This is a genomic window from Xenorhabdus budapestensis, assembly GCF_002632465.1.
Lineage (GTDB): Bacteria > Pseudomonadota > Gammaproteobacteria > Enterobacterales > Enterobacteriaceae > Xenorhabdus > Xenorhabdus budapestensis.
In genome coordinates this window covers 2,642-22,952 of sequence record NZ_NIBS01000023.1, presented here as the reverse complement: position 1 = coordinate 22,952, position 20,311 = coordinate 2,642, and the positions used below count along the sequence as shown (strand labels likewise).

Here is a 20,311-nt window from a genome sequence, read left to right as displayed (position 1 = left end):
ATAAGGTGATTAATGATAATTTTGGTTAGGTTGACTGTATTAAAGTAGTTTCTCTGTTGTAATTTATTGATATTATTGTCTTTTATCTTAATTTTGTAGGTGGTTTTTTAGGGTTTATTTTATCTTTATTATTTCCTCTTTAATAGAATTTAAATTCAGGATGGTTGTGATTTATATAAGGTGTGTTTTTTATTTGATTATTTCAAATCACTTTTTTTTATCAACCAATAACTTATTTTTATTGGTTTTAAATATTTCTTTAACGAAAGAAATATTTAAAACTATAAATTATGATTGATGTTTTGTATTTGTAAGATGAATTTAATTCTTTTCTGATTTTATTTTTATAAAAAGATGATTTTATACAAGAGGAAAAAAGGCGTGATGATAATAAGGTATAATGAATGCATGTTACAATTTCTTAAAAATTAATATTTTAAAAAGGGAATGACAGATTCCTGGTTAAAGAATTTCAATGGAAGTTAGTTTAATGATATAAAATATCCAGAAGTGATATTTTTATGCTAACTTTTGATATGGAAAAATGTCACTTTCATCCATAATAATAAAGCTGTCATTATCCATTTCTCACCCAAAAAGAAACGAAGTGGGTAATAGATTAATAACAAAACACAAAGAACTATTAGAAAAATAAATGGGTTTTTGTGTTTTTTTCTTAAACATAGGGTAGGTTTATAGTTCATCAGAGAACGAATTTAAAGTAATATCTAACTGATTTTTACCTGCAATGAAAACCTGAATTTGTAAATGATTTTCTGAAATATGAATAGTGTTGATAGTAACCTTTAATTTCATGAGTATTTCTTTACAACATCCAGTGGTTCGTGTTCAAGCTGTTCAAATTTAGTATTGATCGTCATTTATTTTATTAAAAATATTAAAGTTGATTTAATTTTACTCAGACAAATAGATTTTAATGGCTTAATAAACAGAGTAATTGAGTCTTTAAAAGTGCAATAAATTAACTTATTCTATGCATTAAGTGATATTGATTTTAACAAATTAAAATAGCAAACTGATCCTACAGTATCCATGTAAGAGAAATTCGATAAATAATATGTGTCATTTATTTGTCTGATCAGGCAGGATACCAGATTGGTATGATACAACAAGTGAATAGGTATTATTTTGAACAATAAATTTCGCCTTTGGACAAATTATCTTTTATTTTTGGCATTCATTGCATCTTTTAGCGCATGGAGTGTGCCGACCAACTTTGAGCAGGCTAAAGTAGAATCACGAAAATATGTTTATGATGGGCAAGAAAAATCAGGCATTGGTACTTTGTATTGTGGCTGTAATTGGCAATGGGTAGGTAAAAGTGGCGGGCGTGTCGACCTGGCCTCTTGTAATTATCAAATCAGAGCACAACAAACCCGTGCTGAGCGTATCGAGTGGGAACATATTGTACCAGCGTGGGTATTTGGTCATCAGAGACAATGTTGGCAGAATGGCGGAAGAAAAAACTGTGTTGATAATGATCCGATATTTCGTGCGATAGAATCGGATATGCATAATCTGGCACCTTCCATTGGTGAAGTTAATGGGGATCGCAGTAATTTGAGTTATGGAATGGCTTCCAGAAATTTACCTAATATGTATGGTGCCTGTAGCAGTAAAGTGGATTTTAAATTACGCCTTTTTGAACCGCGCGACAAAGTGAAAGGGATGGTCGCCAGAGTCTATTTTTATATGCATGATCGCTATAATTTGACGATGTCACACCAGCAACAGCAATTAATGATAGCATGGGATCGTCAGTATCCGGTAGAAGCCTGGGAGCGGGAACGGGATAATCGAATCGCCCGCATTATGGGGCACCATAACCCATTTGTTACAGGGAGTAAGAAATGGCAATTAGGGCACAAAAATTCTGGTCAAAGGTTTAGTAGGCAAAATAATAGTCAAAATTTAAATTCATACCAATCAGTTACTGAGCCGGTTTCAGTTAAAAAATCAACGACGAAAGTCACTCAAAGTGAAATAATTAAAGGCAATAAAAACAGCCAGATTTATCATTTTGCACATTGCTCCGGATATAAGACAGTAGCTGATAAAAATGCTATTTATTTTCGTTCGGAATCTGAAGCTCGGAAAGCCGGGTATTATTTGGCAGGTAATTGTAAAAAATAACTAAAATATATTGGATTGTTATTTTTAGGAAGTGAACCGGTGATTGAGACCTAACTACCAATAAAAAGGTGGTCGTCTTAGCACCGGTTTTTTCATGGGCCTTAATGAACTGAAAAGGGGATTCCCATCTATTCTATATAACGCAGTTATTCCATCGGTGATAGAATACTACAAGTGTGAACCCGTTAATTATATTATAAATGATGAACTTTAATTCTGCTGCTATACATTATTTTAAGCTTTTATCTTCACCCGATTATTTACGACAAAATACCCTCCGAATACAGTATATTTTCCTCGGTCGGCTTTGTTAGGATCTCTTATAATTTTTCTCTGGTTATCTGTTTTTCTGACCCTTTCTCTGCCAAGTTTATGTGCCCACATCTGAGTTCGGTACTGATCTAAAACCAACCGATACCAATGGTAATCCCAATTGTATGAATTATCTGGCATAGTATAGAGAGCAATAACATAATTGGGATGATATTGTGCATCTGTAAGTTCATCAAGTTTAACTAATCCATCTGCTATAGCCCCATCTATAACAGCCTGAAGATAACGTTTTGTATAAGGAAATGTGATTGGTTTACCACCGTAACTGCCGGGCTGAGGATAATCGTTACTTGCATAGTTACACGCGTAAGCATAACAATTATTCAGAGCAATGCGCGTGGGATCATTCCAGAAACCCTGGTTATACCTGGCCGCATCTATATCATAAACTCGTCCAGATAATGGGTCGGTAAATTTTACTGACATATGCCAACTTGGTTCGTGTATTCGATTAAATTCAGTCTCTTTGTATTCCTGTTCATCTTCTTGTTCAGTGCTTAGGGAAGTATCAGAGTTATCTGACCGGAGATCGTGTATTTCCTGTTTTATATGTTTTTTGAGTGGATTATCTTGGGTAAATTTTTCAAGTAAAACCAAGCCAAGCTCTTTACTGTCTTGCAGATCTTCCGCTATACCATCACAGACATGAAATGAATTAATCAGCCCATATTGACGTGCTGATCCTTGTGCGGAGTCTTCAATTTCGACAAAAAAACCAGAAAATCCGAGCTTTCTCTCACTTATCCCAAAGTTTATTCCCTTTCTCTTATCTCGCATGAAATTTAATAATGGTTTGATATCAGTTCCGTCAAAAAACCATTGATAATTTTCCCGCCCTGAAAAAGTAAGTAATGTTATTTTGATCATATCAAACTCCGTATATAAATTTAGTATAAATATTATTTTCCTCAAAAAAGGCAATATGGTTGAGAATATATTTATAGTGTATAAATATATGCTTGTTAATATTAAAATAATCTGGATGAATATCTAAAATAGATATGTTACCATTGATTGTTTTCTAAATCGGTCTTTAAGTTTGGAAGTAAATTATTTTCCTGGAAGAGAGTTTCAATAAATCCCCAGACACAGAATCCATTGTGACCGGGGAAAATGAGTTCAAATGCTAAAAAAATTAAAAACAATGGGTATAACGAAGAAACGAATAAATATGAAAATATTAAATTGGTAGAAAATCTAATAATTACTTAATTTTCATACCCGCTGTTGTCATTAAAAAACGAAATAAAGTGGAAACAGCATAAAGTGCTAATACACTACAAAACCAAATTATTATCATCCAGCCCAATCTTTTCCATAATGGAGAATGGGTGTGCTCTGTTTTAGTGGTAGCCTTGTTCATGGGTAATTTTTCCTCGGAAGACATAATAACTCCAACAGGTGTAAACCAATATTATCGGGATAATAAATAGCGCGCCAACGAGCATAAAACCCAGTGATTGAGAAGGGGAGGCGGCTTCTTCATAACTGATAAACGGAGGGATGATATTTGGCCAGATGCTGATCCCCAATCCACTGAAGCCCATAAAAACTAATAACAGTGCAGCTAAAAATGGTGTGTAATGGCTGCTATTCTGATTGGCAGTCAGCAGTTTCCAGCCTGAAAACATGACCAGTAATGGTACAGGCATAAAGAAAAGCAGGTTAGGGAAACTGAACCAGCGCTCGGCAATAGCGGGTTGAGAAGCTGGCGTCCAAAAGCTGATGATAATGATGGACGTCATCATCAATAAGGTTAACGGACGTAGAAGACCATACATTTGTTGTTGCAAATGTCCTTCGGTTTTCATCACCAACCAGCCACATCCCAACAGTCCATAAGCAATAAGCAAACCAAAACCACAAAATAGCGGAAATGGTGAGAACCAATCGAAAGCACCGCCGATATAGGTGCGATTTTCGATTGGGAAACCGTCAATAACTGCGCCGACAACAATGCCTTGTGTAAAAGTAGCAATAATTGAACCAGCAATAAACGCTTTATCCCAAATGGGTTGATGCGATGGCGTTGCCTTGAAACGGAATTCGAACGCCACGCCACGGAATATCAGCCCCAATAACATAATCGTCAATGGGATCGCCAGTGCATCCAAAATAACAGCATATGCCAGAGGGAAAGCACCAAATAACCCGGCACCACCGAGCACCAGCCAGGTTTCGTTACCATCCCAAACAGGCGCTACCGAATTCATCATCAAATCACGGTCTGATTGTTGCTTAATCATGGGATATAAAATACCGATACCAAGATCAAAGCCATCCATCACAATGTACATCATAGTGCTGAAGATAATAATCAGGAACCAAAGCAGAGGGAGATCAATGCCCATTTGTTAACTCCTTATTGGGGCCTTTGCGGATAAGTTTCATTATATAGGCATAACCGACACCGAATACGGCGCTGTAGACGACAAAGAAAATCAGCAAACTGATACTCATATGGATCTCACCGTGGGCCGAAACAGCATCTTTTGTGCGCATCAAACCATAGACGACCCACGGCTGGCGGCCAATTTCAGTGGTGAACCATCCGGCCAATATGGCAATCAGGCCAGAAGGTGCCATCAGGAGCATAAAACGGAGGAAAGTCCGGTTCTGGTACAAGCGCTTTTTATAACGTAACCACAGTCCCCAAACGCCCGCCATAATCATTAATAACCCTAATCCAACCATGATGCGGAATGACCAGAACACCATGAAAGCATTGGGGCGATCTTCTGGTGCGAATTCTTTTAATGCCGGAACTTGTTTATCAATACTGTGTGTCAGGATCAAACTAGCAAGATAGGGAACTTTAACTGCATAACGTGTCTCTTCTGCTGTTTGATCAGGAATACCGAATAAAATGAGTGGCGTAGCCTCACCGGGATGATTTTCCCAATGGCCTTCCATCGCAGCAATTTTGGCAGGCTGGTGTTTCAGTGTATTCAGTCCATGTAAATCACCAATCATGGCTTGTAACGGAGCAATAATCAGGATCAGCCACATCGCCATGGACAGCATTTTCTGCATGGCCGATGAATTATTGCCTTTCAGCAAATGCCAGGCAGCAGAAGCAGCAATAAAGAATGCTGAGGCAAGAAATGCCGCTGTTCCCATATGCAGCAAGCGATAAGGGAAAGAAGGGTTAAAGATAACTGCCAGCCAATCTACAGGAACGACTTGATTATTGACAATTTCGTAACCTTGCGGCGTCTGCATCCAGCTATTGGATGCCAGGATCCAAAAAGTGGAGATAATCGTTCCGAGAGCGACCATACAGGTGGCAAAAAAATGAAGTTTTTCACCCACCCGATGCCAGCCGAACAACATAACGCCAAGAAATCCTGCCTCAAGGAAAAATGCAGTCAATACTTCATAGACCAGTAAAGGGCCTGTGATAGTTCCTGCAAAATCAGAGTAGAAGCTCCAGTTAGTGCCAAATTGATAGGCCATGACTAAACCAGAAACCACTCCCATACCAAAATTAATTGCAAAAATTTTCGCCCAGAAGTGGTATAACGTTTTGTAGTCTGTATTGCGCGTTTTCAGCCATAAACCTTCCAACAGAGCAAGAAAACTGGCTAAACCTATCGTAATGGCAGGAAAGATGATGTGAAAAGAAACTGTAAATGCAAACTGTATCCTTGCGAGTTCAAGGGCACTTAACCCGAACATAGTGACCTCTTATTTTTGACTGAACCCTATTGGGTAAAAGAAGTGAAAGAGTGAGGACAAGTAGAGCACACGGATTTTGAATATAACAGTAACAATTTTTTATTTGTTTTATATAACAGTTTAATTGAGATCAAATGTATAACATATGATAAACAATGAAGAAACATTAAATTTAATTGAGGCAATATCATGAAAAAATTCAATATGCCCATAATAAAAATGAGTTAGTTAATAAAAAAATCTGATTAAAGATTGCAACATATAACATAGTCAGTGGTTTGTATAATCACCAAGTGAATAACTATTGATATTAATGATGGTGAATAATAGAACGGCAATTTTATCAAAGCATCTAATAAAAAAGCGAAAGCAATGATTTGGGATAATATAAACTGGCCTTTGGTCAGCGATCATATTCCAATGGTTGTAACATTAAAATTAGTTGAGTATTAAATATTGGATTTATACATACCTGCACTGAATGGATCTTTTCTGCATATATTGGCTATTTGACTTTCTCCATTTCACGTAATGATATCTCTCATGATTCATTAATTACTGATTAATACACTGAATAGCAATGGATTGGGTATATATGATATAAGGGGATCACTCATGAAAGGCTTAAATAATAAAGTCGCTATTGTCACTGGTGGTGCTACTAAAATTGGTGCAACTGTTGCCAGCGTATTGAGTGAATATGGTGTTAAAGTTGCGATTTTCGATATTGACCGGGAAGGGGGAAAGAAGGCCTGTAATTTCCGACCGGATTCCATTCGTTTCTGGCATGTCGATATTACCGATGATAAACAACTTGCTCAGGGAGTGCATGAGGTTGCTGCTTATTATGGTCGCCTTAACTGCCTCGTTAATCTCGCTGCAACTTATCTGGATGATGGTGTAGTCTCTGGTCGCGAAACGTGGCTGACCGCACTAAATATTAATGTGGTCAGTGCCGTCAGGGCAGCTCAGTTTGTACACCCTTATTTTATGGTTGCCGGAGGTGGGGCGATTGTCAATTTCACCAGTATTTCATCTTCTATTGCCCAGACAGGCCGTTGGTTATACCCCGCTTCAAAAGCCACCTTATTGCAAGTCACCCGCAGCATGGCAATGGACTATGCCGCTGATCACATTCGTGTGAACTCTGTCTCGCCGGGTTGGACTTGGTCACGGGTCATGGATGAATTGACTCAGGGTAATCGTCAGAAAACGGATGAAGTTGCCGCAGATTATCACTTGCTTGGCCGTGTTGGAGATCCTGAAGAGATCGCTCAGGTAGTTGCATTTCTTCTTTCTGATTTAGCGAGTTTTGTAACCGGAGCTGACTACGCCGTTGATGGCGGCTATTCAGCAATGGGGCCTGAGCAAGCCAAACCTGCTATTTCTCGTTTGGCTGAATAGGAGAAATAGGAATAGTAGTGATTCCAGATCTAACACAATCCGAAGGAGTAAATATTATGTGTCGTATAGCTATTGTCGGAGGTGGTCAAGCCGGACTGCCTTTGGCTCTTGGTCTGCTTGATAAAGGCTATCAGGTAACTGTTGTTACCAATCGCACGCCTGATGATGTCCGAACTGGCCGGGTAATGTCGAGTCAGTGTATGTTCGATTCTTCTTTGCAATTTGAACGTAATTTAGGTTTGGATCAGTGGGAAACACAATGCCCGCCCGTTGAAGGTATCGGTTTTACTGTTCCTCATTCTGAAATTCCGCATGAAAAGGTGATTGACTGGAGTGCACGACTCAATAACTACGCGCAGGCTGTCGATCAGCGTATCAAGATGCCATTTTGGATGGAACAGTTTGCTTCTTGCGGCGGTAATCTGGAAATTCGTGATGTGGGTATTGCCGAGTTGGAACAACTGACAGCCAGTCATGAGTTGGTTATTTTGGCTGGAGGAAAGGGGGAAATCGTGAGATTGTTGGAGCGTGATGCTTCCCGTTCTCCTTATGATAAGCCCCAGCGTGCATTAGCTTTGACTTATGTGCATGGTATGTTGCCAGTCCCCGAATATTCCCGTGTTTCTTTTAACTTGATCCCAGGAGTGGGGGAATATTTCGTTTTTCCTGCCCTGACCCTGAGCGGCCCTTGTGACATTATGGTTTTTGAAGGGGTTTCTGGGGGAGCAATGGATGGCTGGCGAGAGGTCAGAACAGCGCAGGAACATCTGGCCTATAGCAAGTATATCCTCAAAACTTTCTTGCCGTGGGAAGCGGCACGTTGTGAACAGATAGAACTTACCGATGAAAATGGCACTCTGGCTGGCTGTTTTGCGCCAGTAGTACGCAAACCAGTATTGACATTGCCTTCTGGTCGTCAGGTTTTGGGGTTGGGGGATGCGGTAGTCACAAATGATCCGCTGACCGGGCAGGGCTCCAATAACGCAACTAAAGCCTGCAAAGTTTATTACGAAGCCATTCTTGCCCGTGGTGACAAACCCTTTACGGCAGAGTGGATGAATGACACATTCGACCGATTCTGGAAATATAGTCAGTATGTTGTGGAATGGACAAACAGCCTGCTTATCCCGCCAAAACCCCATATCCTGAGTTTGTTGGGAGCTGCCCAGAAATTACCTGCTCTCGCCAGTACGATTGCCAGTGCTTTTAATCATCCTCCGGTATTGTTTCCGTGGTGGCGGGATAGCGATGCCTGTGAAGCATATATTCATGTGCTGGCTACCCGTAATGCGCAGACCGCTCATTCGCAAATTGTCGAGAAGAGCGGGTTCTGAGCGGGGTATCCGATATGACTATGAATATTCAGAACAGCCAAATACCGTTGCCTGATGTTGAGTGGGGTATGGCAGAATTTGAAACAAGAGCACTGCGCACACTCTTAGGATGTTATCCAACGGGGGTGGCTATTGTTGCAACACGCACTGCTGACGGAAGGAACGTCGGGTTGACCATCAACTCATTTGCTTCACTTTCTCTGGAACCGCCGTTGATACTCTGGAGTCTGGTTAATCATTCTCCCAATTTGTCTGTATTCCGTAACTGTGGATATTTCACCATCAGTATCCTTGGCTGTGACCATCAGGAACTGGCTCTGCGTTTTGCCAATCCAAGAGTTGAAAATAAGTTTCAGGGTATTCCTGTGCAGGAAACGCCGGAAGGGATGCCGTCAATTGATGGCGCAATAGCGACACTGGTTTGTGCTAATCATCAGCAAACCCATCTTGGTGATCACCTGTTAATGATTGGTCAGATAAAGCGTATTGCCAGCATTGAAGGAAAGCCATTGGTTTTTCATGCTGGCATGTTTACTGCATTGCATGATATTCGGGAAATATAACAGCCCTCTGTCATCCATCGTCTTGCAAATAATAGTTTCGTTGGTTGCGCTGCATTCTGAGATCCACAGAGTCAGGATCGATCATTCTGTCTTTCTTGTTCAGATGTTGGGAGAAGATGAATGAAAAACCCACTAAATGCGTTTGTTACTGCGCTAATTCAGGGAAGTGTGAGGATTATCGATCTCACCCAGACGTTGTCCTCTGGTTTTCCGGCCTTGCAGTTACCGGAACAGTTTGGACAAGTCTGGTCATTTAAAATGGAACGTATTTCTCATTATGACGAGAATGGCCCGGCCTGGTATTGGAATAATTTCAGTTGCGGTGAGCATACGGGAACCCATTTTGATGCTCCGGTACATTGGATCAGCGGTAAAAATCATTCAGATAATACAGTTGATACTATTCCCCTGCATAATTTTATCGCGCCTGCGGTGGTGGTGGATGCTAGTCAACAGGTGGCACGATATCCAGATTGGTTACTGACGGTTGAGTTTTTACAGGCATGGGAAGAACAATACGGACGTATTCCTGCCCAGGCATGGTTACTGTTCAGAACGGATTGGTCGAAACGGTCTGATGATCCGGTTCGCTTCCTTAATATGCGTGATGACGGTGCTCACACGCCTGGGCCGAGTCAGGAAACGGTAGAGTGGTTGATCCATGAACGTAATATTCGGGGGTTCGGAGTAGAGACGATTAATACCGATGCGGGTCAATCCTATTCATGGCCGCTGGTTTATCCCTGTCATACCTTGATGCACGGGGCGAATAAATACGGTTTGCAGTGTCTGCGAAATCTCGATTTATTACCGCCAACCGGCGCAGTAATTATTGCCGCACCTCTCAAGATTGAGGGAGGGTCAGGAAGCCCACTGCGTGTCCTGGCTTTGGTTGAACAGCCCGCAGGAATGGCATCATGAGTAGTGCTAAACCGCAAGTGATCATCGTTGGCAGTGGGATAAATTCATTGGTATGTGCTGCTCTGTTGGCTATATGGGGGAGATCTGTTCTGGTACTGGAACGGAATGCCATACCAGGCGGTTGTATTCGTACAGAAGAACTTTTTCCCGGTTATACCCATGATGTGTTCTCCTGCTGGTATCCGTTATTTCTAAACAGCCCGGCTTATCAAGTGCTGAAGCCCGCACTGGAAAAAGTAGGTTTGGAATTCATACACAGTGACTATTCAACCGAATGGCAGGGGAATCGCCTTAAAGCAGAGTATTCTGGCTTCGGCTTTGCAGTTTGATGCAATTGCGCCAAAAGATGGGGCAGCATTTCGCCGCATGACACAACAGATTCTTCATGATGATGCTGCATTGATCTTTGGCTTACTGAGGCAAAACCCTTATGGTTTTGGAATACTCAAACTATTGTTCTCTGAGTGGCGAAAACGTGGCATTGGTGGATTAACAGAATTTTTCGGCAACTCACTGGAAACTTTCCGGCGCTGGTCTGAACGAGAATTGCAGTCTGAATTCAGTCGCGCTCTCATTGCGCCGTGGACACTACATACCGGGCTGGGGCCGGATGATGCCGGCTCTGCCCTGATTGGCAAATTGACCTTTGCTGCTGTGATAGCAGGAGGAATGCCAGTCGTTAAAGGCGGTGGTATTCGCATCGTTGAAGCGTTACAGGCGATCATTGAACAGCATGGTGGCCAGCTCCTTACTCATACCCAGGTTGACCGTATCATTACGCAAGGGCATGGAAAAAAACGCTGTGCTTTTGGTGTGATAGCAGCAGGAAGGGTTTATCACGCCCGCGATGCTGTAGTGTGCAATGTAACTCCTCAACAGCTTTATGGTCATTTGTTGAATGACATTCCTGATACAGTCTGGCAACGTGCACAGAGCTATCGTTACGGACGTGGCGGGATGCAGCTTCACTTTGCTCTGAATACTCCTCCATCATGGTGTGAACCGGAGTTACGTCATGTGCCGCTTATTCATTTAACGGAGAGTATGGAACAGGTTTGTTTGTCTGTCACACAGGCTAATAACGGTTATTTGCCGAGTCATCCGACACTGGCTATAGGGCAACCAACCGTTCTTGATGCTTCCAGAGCTCCCGAAGGAGGATGGATCCTATGGGTTCAGATGCAGGAATTACCCGGTTATTTGAAAGGGGATGCTTTGGGCGAAATTTCTATTCCTGCCGATGGCAAATGGAATGAAACAGTCCGTGAAGCGGTTGCAGATCGCGTACAGTCTCGTCTGGAAACTGTCATTCCCGGTTTTTCATCTTCGATTGTTGGCCGTAAGGCGTATTCTCCGGCAGATTTACAGGCATTGAATTGCAATTTGGTTGGGGGAGATCCCTATTCGGGAATTTGCTCACCGGATCAATTTTTCTGGCTGCGTCCTTTTGCCTCTTCGCAAGGTACGCAAGCACATCAAACTTTTGTCAGTAATGTATTTCATATTGGGGCTTCAACACATCCTGGTCCCGGGTTAGCCGGGACTTCCGGCTACCTTGTTGCCCGTCAGCTTGCGCGGCGCTGATCAAATTATTTCACTCGTTTTATGGTGGCAATTGAAGTGGCAGGAAGATCTTGCCGTAGCTAATCGTCCGGCTGGTTCACGGGTTTGCTTAAAAGTTGCGGTTCCGTTTTAATTCAGGATTATTTTTACCGGATTAAATAGGCAGGTAAAATACTCGTATCCTGACTGACGAGGCCAGCAGTGCCAGCCTCGTTATAATCATTAAGTTAATTTATATACCCGTCATCTTTCAAGTTGTAGCTTTGTTGGCTACACTGCATCTTGAAATCTATAGGGTATAGTAACATTATCCTTAATTTCGAATTTATTGACTATTTCTGTGCTGATAATGGAAACAGCTTCGATAATATTTTCGTGATAACGATCATCAATCAATTTAATTGATAATGGATTTACTGTCCATTGGGAAATATTATTATCCGGTGTTTCTATTATCAATTTATTCATCGTGAACCCAGTTCCTTCTTTATTAAACGGACTCATTTGACCAGCTTTAAATAACGTTATGTTAGTGTGGGATAGTTTTCCACTTAAATTACAGTTAGCGATGCCAAATTCAAATGGTACTGCTTCCAATACCTTATTGATATAAGTATCACTTGCGCCCATTGCCTGCAATTTCTCAGTAATCTCTCTATATTTATTTGACATATCTAGTTTGTTTCTAAGCGCTTCTAACTCATCGTTATTAATGATAGCATCTAATAAGAATAGCTGAATTTTTTTTGCTCCAAGCTGTTCTAATTTAAATGCAACCTCCATCGCTAATTGTCCACCTAATGACCATCCTAAGATGTGAATAGGTTGATCAATAGCAGTTTCTGTCAGAATTAATTCCATATAGATTTGAGCTACTTGGTGTAGTGAATCTATTTGATTATCTGAGTAGAGATTATAATTATCGATGCCTATGCAGTTATACACATCAGATAAGGTATTTGCCAGAGATTCATAGACTTCACTACTGGCATTAGCAGGATGAACCATAAACAATTTATTGATTGCAATTGATTCAGGTGTTAAGAAATTAAGTAAGCTGAATTTTGCATTATCTGTTTTTAGCCATCGAGATAACAAAGAAATACATTTGCAATTAAATAAAACATTTAAAGGAATATCAACTGCCATTTCATGGCGTATCGCTGTGGTCAGCTTAATTGCCATTAAGGAATTACCACCGATACGGAAGAAGTTATCGTCGATACCAACCTGATCCAGCCCCAATACCTCTTGCCAAATAGTACATAACTGGGTTTCCAGCGCATTGCGGGGCGCGACATAGTTGTTACGATCCCCCCAGATTGGTTCAGGTAGGGCGTGGCGGTTTAGCTTACCATTCAGGGTCAGCGGGACGGACTCAATACGAGTAAAGCTGGCAGGCAGCATGTATTCCGGCAAACGGGAAGAGAGATACCTGATCAGGGTGTCATCAGACAGTGCTCCATCTGCCGCCAGATACGCGACCAGGATTTTATTCCCGTTGTGATTATGGTCAATTACCACCGCCTGTTCTACCTGCGGGTGAGAAGTGAGGACGTTTTCAACTTCCCCCAGTTCAATGCGGTAGCCGCGGATTTTGACCTGAAAGTCATTGCGACCGAGATACTCGATATTACCATCAGGCAGCCAGCGACCGAGATCACCCGTCTTGAACATACGTGTATTGGGCTGTGGGGAGAATGGATCGATAAGGAAACGTTCAGCCGTCAATTCCGGGCGGTTCAGATAGCCACGGGCAACACCTCGGCCAGCAATATAGATTTCACCCGTAACCCCGACGGGAACAGGTTGACCAGAGCCGTCAAGGATATAGCTTTGGATATTGGCGATCGGTTTGCCGATCACGGAGACTTCCGGTATACCCTCAGCAGCACGGTATTCATACCATGTGGCATCGCCGTTGATTTCGGAAGAACCATAAAAATTGAACAACCGAAGCTGAGGGTAATGTGTCACAACCTGTCGTGCCAGCTCAGGCGCGAGTCGTTCACCGCTGCAAATTAATAGGCGAATTGGTTTCAGACAATCACTATCATCGCGATTTTGTAGCAAGAGTTTGAGCAGTGAAGGTACAACTACCAGATAATTGACCCCGAAGTGGCGCAAACCTTGACTGAAACGGATAGGATCTTTCACATCATGGTTGTTGAACACCACCAATTTGCCACCAGCCAGCAACGTGCCCAGTGTTTCGGTGATTGAATCGACAAAGCTGATACTGGTTTTCAGTGCGGTTACCAGCGGCGATGTCGCGATATCGCAAACAAACCATAGTAACCGATTACACAGGGCCTGATGACTGTTCATCACGCCTTTGGGCTGGCCCGTTGAACCAGAAGTATAGATAACATAAGCCAGATGGGCGGCAGTCAGCTCTGAGATATTCGGATTGTGAACCGGCAGGGTTGCTATTAACGATCCCTGATTGTCGAGTGTGATGATCGGTAATGAATTTACTGATAAAGAATCGGCCAGTAAGGATGCCGCAGACATGGTGCTGGTCAGGGCATCAAACAACGCCGTTTGGGTCAGCAATGCGACAGGTGCGGAGTCTTTAAGCATATAGACCAACCGCTCGCTTGGCTGTGCCGGATCAAGTGGCACATAAGCACCACCGGCCTTGAGAATAGCTAACAATCCCACGACCAAATAGAGACTGCGCTCGGCATAAATCGCCACTCTGTCGTCCGGGAGAACCCCTAATGCGATCAGATGATGAGCCAGTTGGTTTGCCCGTTCGTTAAGCTGGCAGTAGGTCAGTGTTTCTCCTTCAAACACCAGCGCGATATTATCCGGTGTCCTTTCCACCTGGGCTTCAAACAGTTGTTGCAGGGTTTTATCCTGCGGGTAAGGCGCATCGGTTTGGTTCCAGGTATGTAGCAGGGTATGGCGCTCTTCTTCATTGAGGAATGTTATTGACGTATGTGACTGATTCGGGTTGCATGCTACCGCGTGCAAAATACGTTCGAGCTGACAAAGCAAACGTCGGGCTTGTTCTTCCGTCAGCCAATCTTCACCATAACTTAATTTCATTATTAGACTGTGGTCCTGCTCATAGGCCATCAACGAAATCGGGTACTCCACTTTTTCGACGGCCTGACGGAATGTCAGGGTGTGCTCTATACCTTGCTTGTTTTCGCTCGCGACTGGAACTGGATAATTTTCAAAGATCAGCAGGCTATGGAACAATCGTTCTCCATCGGATTGTAAACTGGCAAGTGAAACGGCACTGTGGCTATTGAGTGCGGCGATATCTTTCTGTATGTCCTGTAAAACAGTAGCCACACTGTTTGCCTGATCCCATTGCACCATCAGAGGTAATGTATTGATATACAGGCCAACACTGGATTCAATCTCATCCACTGGAACATCGCGTCCGGATACGGTAGTGCCCACAATGGTCTGTTCATCACCCGTATAGCTGTGCAGTAATTTATGCCAGGCAAATTGCAGTATCACATTCAGAGTAACACCTTGTGTCCTGGACATGTTCTTAAGTTGCTCATAAGCGCTTCCTTGTACAGTGAGTTGCTGTTCAGCGGGTTTTTCCACCGTTTTTATCTGCGTTAAATCAACGTGATGACTTAACAGAGCAGAAAAATTGTTGGCTCCTTGAAATTGTGCTTTACGTTCCGACCAATAGGTATCTGACTCAGCTTTATGATCCAGATGATATTGCTGAGTTGCCAGATAAGCCTGTTCCACCACAATCAGAGGCGTTTGCCCGCTTATCAATTGGTTGTAATACTCATGCACAGTTTGCAATAGAATCGGATTACTCCAGCCATCGGCAATGCAATGATGTTGTGTGATTAATACTGTGACTAACTGTCCATTTTGCTTGATGAGAGTGAAACGGATTAAGCCGGGCTGACTTAAATTAAAGGGCCGGGTTCGATCTTGTTGTTGGATTTCATCAATCGCCTTGTTTCGGTTCTCTTCTGATAACTGACTGATATCTTTAATCTTGAAGTTCGCTGGCCCAATACTGGTATCCATTGTCACGATCTGTAATATTTTTTCTTCCCAGTCAAATGCAGTTCTGAGAATAGGGAAACGTAGCGAAGCCAGTGACCAGGCTTGTTGGTAGATAGCAAAATCGACGTTGGTGTGATAATCCAGCAGCATTTGTACACGATAGGCATCATCTTGTGGATGAGCCAGATGATGATAAATAAATCCCTGCTGCAAGCTGGTGGCAGGGTACAGTGCTTCAATCTGATACCTCTGTTGAAGATTGCACAAAAGCTTGATTGAAAGCCCTTCCATAGCATAATCACTGGGCGTTTTTACTCCTCCTGATTGGGCCTGCTTTTGACCAGTAGCGATGACGCTGTTGAGTGCTTGCTCAAATGCTGTGATAAACATCTCTGTCCGGGCCTGTGGCAAGCGGGAATCCACACTAAATTGTAGTTTTCCCATCTGAATGGCACCATTGATGCCCAGTAGTAAATGACCGCTATTTTCGCTAGCTATCACAGTCCCACAATCATCGCTGGTTATGGACCAGTCTTGATGGCTGACTCCTCCTAACTGGCCGAGATAGTTGAAACTGATAGTCGGTAAATCGTCGGTCAGGTGTCCTGCTTGATGTAACGTGCTGTAACCAATACCTTTGTTCGGTACAGTACGAAGCATCTCTTTGGTGTAAATGATGGTTTCAGTAAGATCTGTCTGCATTGCCAGACGAACGGGATACATTGTAGTAAACCAGCCCACGGTTTCAGAAATATCCAATTTGTTATCAATGGTTTCCCGTCCATGTCCTTCCAGAAGGATGTGGTTTACGGCTTGGGAGAAAGTCTTTTGCAGGGCTAGTGTCAGTGCACTTAGCAGTAAATCGTTAATTTCAGTATGGTAACCGGTGTTGGCTTCATGCAGAAGTATGTCCGTCATCTCAGTAGAAATGCTCAACAGGTGACGAGTGAGATCACCCTGCGCGGGTTTGATGTTGTTTCCTGCTATCACTTGTTGCCAGTAGGGCACTTCATCCTGATGCTGCTGTGCGTAATGATGGACAGCGGTTACCCATTGCCGATAACTGCTGGTCTTCTGTGGTAATGTCATGCCCTGTAATAACAAATGCATATCTTCAGCAATGATTCGCCAGGACACAGTATCAATAATCAGATGGTGGAATGCGAAGAATAACCGGGCACTGCTATCAGCATACCCGGTAAGGTGCCCGGCTTGCCATAATGGCCCGTTGTTGTAATCGAACCCATTTTGCCATTGGGTCAATTGTTGATGTAGCTCTTCCTTATTTAATCCTCGGATATTGCAGTGCTGTAAAAGGGAGGAATAGTCCTGAACCTCGGAATAGCACTGACAGTAGCCGTTTCCGGTATCGATAAAGCGAGCACGCAGCATATCATGTCGTTCAGCCAGCATTATCAGGGCCTGTCCAATCTGTGCCGTCTTAATGTTACCGGGAAGCCGAATCATAAATGCCTGGTTCCAATGGTGTGGATTCGGTAAATCCCAGTCGAAGAAAGTTTGCTGGATAGGCAATAAATCAAATTTCCCGCTTAATAATCCCTGTTCGGCAACCACATTTTCTGTGGATGATGATTGTTCTGTGGATGATGATTGTGTCAGCAGCAGGGCTAACCGGGCCACGGTCGGTGCTTCAAAAATCGATTTAACTTGCAGTGAAAAGCTTGCCTGCCGCAGTTTGGAGACCAACTGGATACTGACAATCGAATCACCACCGATCCGGAAGAAGTTATCCTCAATGCCAACCCGTTCCAGCCCCAATACCTCTTGCCAAATGGCACAGAGCCGGGTTTCCAGTGCATTGCGTGGCGCCACATAACCGTTTTTATTCCCCCAGACCGGCTCTGGTAATGCCCGACGATCCACTTTGCCGTTCAGGGTCAGAGGAATCGAATCAATAAAGGTAAAGCTGGCCGGCACCATGTATTCCGGCAAACGCTCAGATAAGTGCTCAACCAGAATTTCATTTAATAACATCGCATCTGTGACCAGATAAGCGGCCAGTACTTTATGACCGTTATGCTCACGGTCAATCACCACCGCCTGCTTGACTTGTGGATGGGAAGCAAGCGCATTTTCGATTTCACCCAATTCTATACGGTAACCGCGAATTTTGACCTGAAAATCATTGCGTCCCAGATATTCCAGCTTGCCATCCGGTCGCCAGCGCACCAAATCGCCGGTTTTATACAGGCGGGTGTAACCGCATTCTTTGTCTTTATCTGTGGCAAACGGGTTTGCCACAAACCGTTCGGCAGTCAGTTCAGGCCGGTTTAAATAGCCCCGCGCCAGCCCGGCACCGCCGATATGCAGTTCTCCCGGTGCGCCGACAGGAGACAGATTGCCATAACTATCAAGCACGTAAAGGCGGACGTTATTATTCGCTGTGCCGATATTGGTTGCAGTGTCCCCACGTTGATACACATTCCCGGTTGCCCCGACGGTAACTTCTGTCGGACCGTAAGCATTCAGTACGCTGCTGTATTGGCTGAAATATGCCAGAAAATCCAGGGAGGGTGACTCTCCCGCTGTAATTAATAATTGCAGGGAGGGTAACTCCGTGCCGATTAACAATTTCAAGATGGCCGGGGGTAAGGCGGCAATCTCAATACCTTCCCGTTGAATGAGTCTGGCAACTGCATGGGAATGACGTTCTGTTTCGCTGCAAAGGTAAATGGTCAGGCCATTAAATAAGCTGGAGAATAATTCAAAAACAGAACCATCAAATACATAAGCAGCAAACATTAAGGCTTTTGTTCTCTTTGTCGCATCAAAAAATTCGGCCTGCGTTGCCACCATATGAGCCACATTTTTGTGCTCAATCATAACGCCTTTGGGCTGACCTGTGGTGCCTGACGTGTAAATGATATAGGCCAAATCGGTTGGCCGGTTTATCCGCACCGGATTTTCCACAGACTGGCCTGCGGTGATTGTCCGGTCGTCCGCCGCGATGAGTACCGGTTGTTCCGTGAGTGTTTGGATGTATTCTGCCAATGTGGTCAGATGCCGCTGTTGGGTCAGCACACAGGGCGCCGCTATGTCAGTCAGAATAAATTGTACTCGCTCAGCGGGATAGGCGGGGGAAATCGGCACATAAGCCCCGCCGGCTTTCAGCACCGCCAGTATGCTGATCACCATTTCCAGACTGCGATCAAGATACAGGGCTATCGGCGTGTCAGCCTGCATTGTTTCATTATTTTGTTGCTGATAGCGTGCGCGGATCACATAAGCTAGCTGATTTGCCCGTTCGTTTAATTGTCGATAGGTCAGTGTTTCACCTTCAAACACCAGTGCCACGTTATCCGGTGTTCTTTCCACCTGGCCTTCAAACAGTTGTTGCAGGGTTTTATCCTGCGGATAAGGCGCATCGGTCTGGTTCCAGGTATGCAGCAGGGTATGGCGTTCTTGTGCAGACAGGATATCGAGCGCGGACAGCGGCTGTTTCTGGTCTGCCACAAAGGCGGTCAGCACCCGTTGATAGCTTTCTGTCAGCCTCACGATGGTGGCCTCATCAAACAGGCTGACTGCGTAATTCAGGTAAGCGGTAATGCTGGTTTGCCCGTCGGACATAAACAGGCTCAGGTCAAACTTGGCGGGGCTGTACAGGGAATCGTCCAGTGTCACCGGCCTGAATGGCAGGCGGCTGTCTGACGGATTTTCTTCAAGGCTCTGCAAACCAAACATGACCTGAAAAATCGGGTGGCGGGCGGTATCACGTTCAATATTCAGGGCATCAAGGAGCTGTTCAAGCGGCATATCCTGATGGGCCTTGGCTTCGGCAACCTGCTTATGGATCTGCCCAATCAGGGTTTCCACGCTGACAGTTTGTTGCAGTTGCGCTCTTAAGGCCAGTGAGTTGACAAACATCCCAATCAGGGGCTGAGTCTGGGCATGGTGGCGGTTATCGGTTGGAGTCCCCAGTACGATATCGTTTTGCCCGGATAATTTTGCCAGCGTGACATAAAAGGCACTGAGCAACACCGTATACAGAGTCGTTTCCTGTGTTTTTGCCAGACTCCTTAACTGTTCAGAAAGCCGGGTATTCAGCACAAAACTGAAATTACGTCCCTGATAATTCACCTGAGCAGGTCTGGGGCGGTCTGTTGGCAAGGCCAGTGATTCATGGCTGGCTAAAGTCTGTTGCCAGTAAGCAAGCTGGCGTTCACGTATGTCACCTTGTAAATAGTCGCGTTGCCATGCGGCATAATCCCCGTAGGTGATATCCAGAGGCGGAAGCTGGTTGTCCCGGTTTTCCCGCAAGGAGTGGTAAATTTCCGCCAGTTCATCCATAAAGATATCAATTGACCAGCCATCAATGGCGATGTGGTGCCATAACAGTAATAA

12 protein-coding genes are annotated in these 20,311 nt (G+C 43.7%); 7 read left to right on the top strand and 5 right to left on the bottom strand.

Features of this window, described 5'->3' with window-relative positions:
• The first annotated feature begins 1,191 nt into the window (after positions 1–1,191).
• On the top strand, positions 1,192–2,154 hold the full coding sequence (locus Xbud_RS15920; RefSeq protein WP_244590002.1) for an endonuclease: 963 nt from the start codon (positions 1,192–1,194) through the stop codon (positions 2,152–2,154).
• 234 nt (positions 2,155–2,388) lie between these two features.
• Here Xbud_RS15920 and Xbud_RS15915 read toward each other — a convergent pair whose 3' ends face one another.
• The 4 genes from Xbud_RS15915 to Xbud_RS15900 form a co-directional block, all read right to left on the bottom strand.
• Entirely contained in the window at positions 2,389–3,354 is a 966-nt protein-coding gene (locus tag Xbud_RS15915; protein WP_099136966.1) for a hypothetical protein, read from the bottom strand.
• Positions 3,355–3,691: 337 nt separating this feature from the next.
• A complete protein-coding gene (locus Xbud_RS15910; RefSeq protein ID WP_169923090.1) occupies positions 3,692–3,850 on the bottom strand; it encodes a DUF2474 domain-containing protein in 159 nt (52 codons plus the stop codon).
• Positions 3,831–4,838 (bottom strand): cytochrome d ubiquinol oxidase subunit II, encoded by a 1,008-nt coding sequence (gene cydB / locus Xbud_RS15905; RefSeq protein WP_099136964.1) that lies wholly within the window; start codon positions 4,836–4,838, stop codon positions 3,831–3,833. Before cydB ends, Xbud_RS15910 begins: the two co-directional genes overlap by 20 nt.
• Complete coding sequence (locus tag Xbud_RS15900) at positions 4,828–6,165, bottom strand: cytochrome ubiquinol oxidase subunit I (protein ID WP_099136963.1); 1,338 nt, start codon at positions 6,163–6,165, stop codon at positions 4,828–4,830. The genes cydB and Xbud_RS15900 overlap by 11 nt, the downstream gene beginning before the upstream one ends.
• 615 nt (positions 6,166–6,780) lie before the next feature.
• Between Xbud_RS15900 and Xbud_RS15895 the strand changes: the two genes are divergently transcribed.
• From Xbud_RS15895 to Xbud_RS15875, 6 genes are all read left to right on the top strand, one after another.
• The gene (locus Xbud_RS15895) at positions 6,781–7,569 is read left to right on the top strand and encodes an SDR family oxidoreductase (protein WP_099136962.1); all 789 of its coding nucleotides are present in this window, start codon (positions 6,781–6,783) and stop codon (positions 7,567–7,569) included.
• Between the two features lie 56 nt (positions 7,570–7,625).
• Positions 7,626–8,903, top strand: coding sequence for a styrene monooxygenase/indole monooxygenase family protein (locus Xbud_RS15890; protein ID WP_099136961.1), 1,278 nt, complete (start codon positions 7,626–7,628; stop codon positions 8,901–8,903).
• Between the two features lie 14 nt (positions 8,904–8,917).
• A complete protein-coding gene (locus Xbud_RS15885) occupies positions 8,918–9,466 on the top strand; it encodes a flavin reductase family protein (protein WP_244590001.1) in 549 nt (182 codons plus the stop codon).
• Between the two features lie 120 nt (positions 9,467–9,586).
• Entirely contained in the window at positions 9,587–10,387 is an 801-nt protein-coding gene (locus Xbud_RS15880; protein WP_099136960.1) for a cyclase family protein, read from the top strand.
• Complete coding sequence (locus Xbud_RS20695; protein ID WP_244590000.1) at positions 10,384–10,716, top strand: NAD(P)-binding protein; 333 nt, start codon at positions 10,384–10,386, stop codon at positions 10,714–10,716. Before Xbud_RS15880 ends, Xbud_RS20695 begins: the two co-directional genes overlap by 4 nt.
• Positions 10,646–11,971 carry a phytoene desaturase family protein gene (locus Xbud_RS15875; protein WP_244589999.1) on the top strand — a complete coding sequence of 442 codons (1,326 nt, stop codon included), beginning with the start codon at positions 10,646–10,648 and terminating at the stop codon, positions 11,969–11,971. Before Xbud_RS20695 ends, Xbud_RS15875 begins: the two co-directional genes overlap by 71 nt.
• Before the next feature lie 249 nt (positions 11,972–12,220).
• On the opposite strand, the gene Xbud_RS15870 is transcribed toward Xbud_RS15875, so the two are convergent.
• Positions 12,221–20,305, bottom strand: coding sequence for a non-ribosomal peptide synthetase (locus Xbud_RS15870; RefSeq protein ID WP_280176117.1), 8,085 nt, complete (start codon positions 20,303–20,305; stop codon positions 12,221–12,223).
• Positions 20,306–20,311 lie beyond the last annotated feature (6 nt).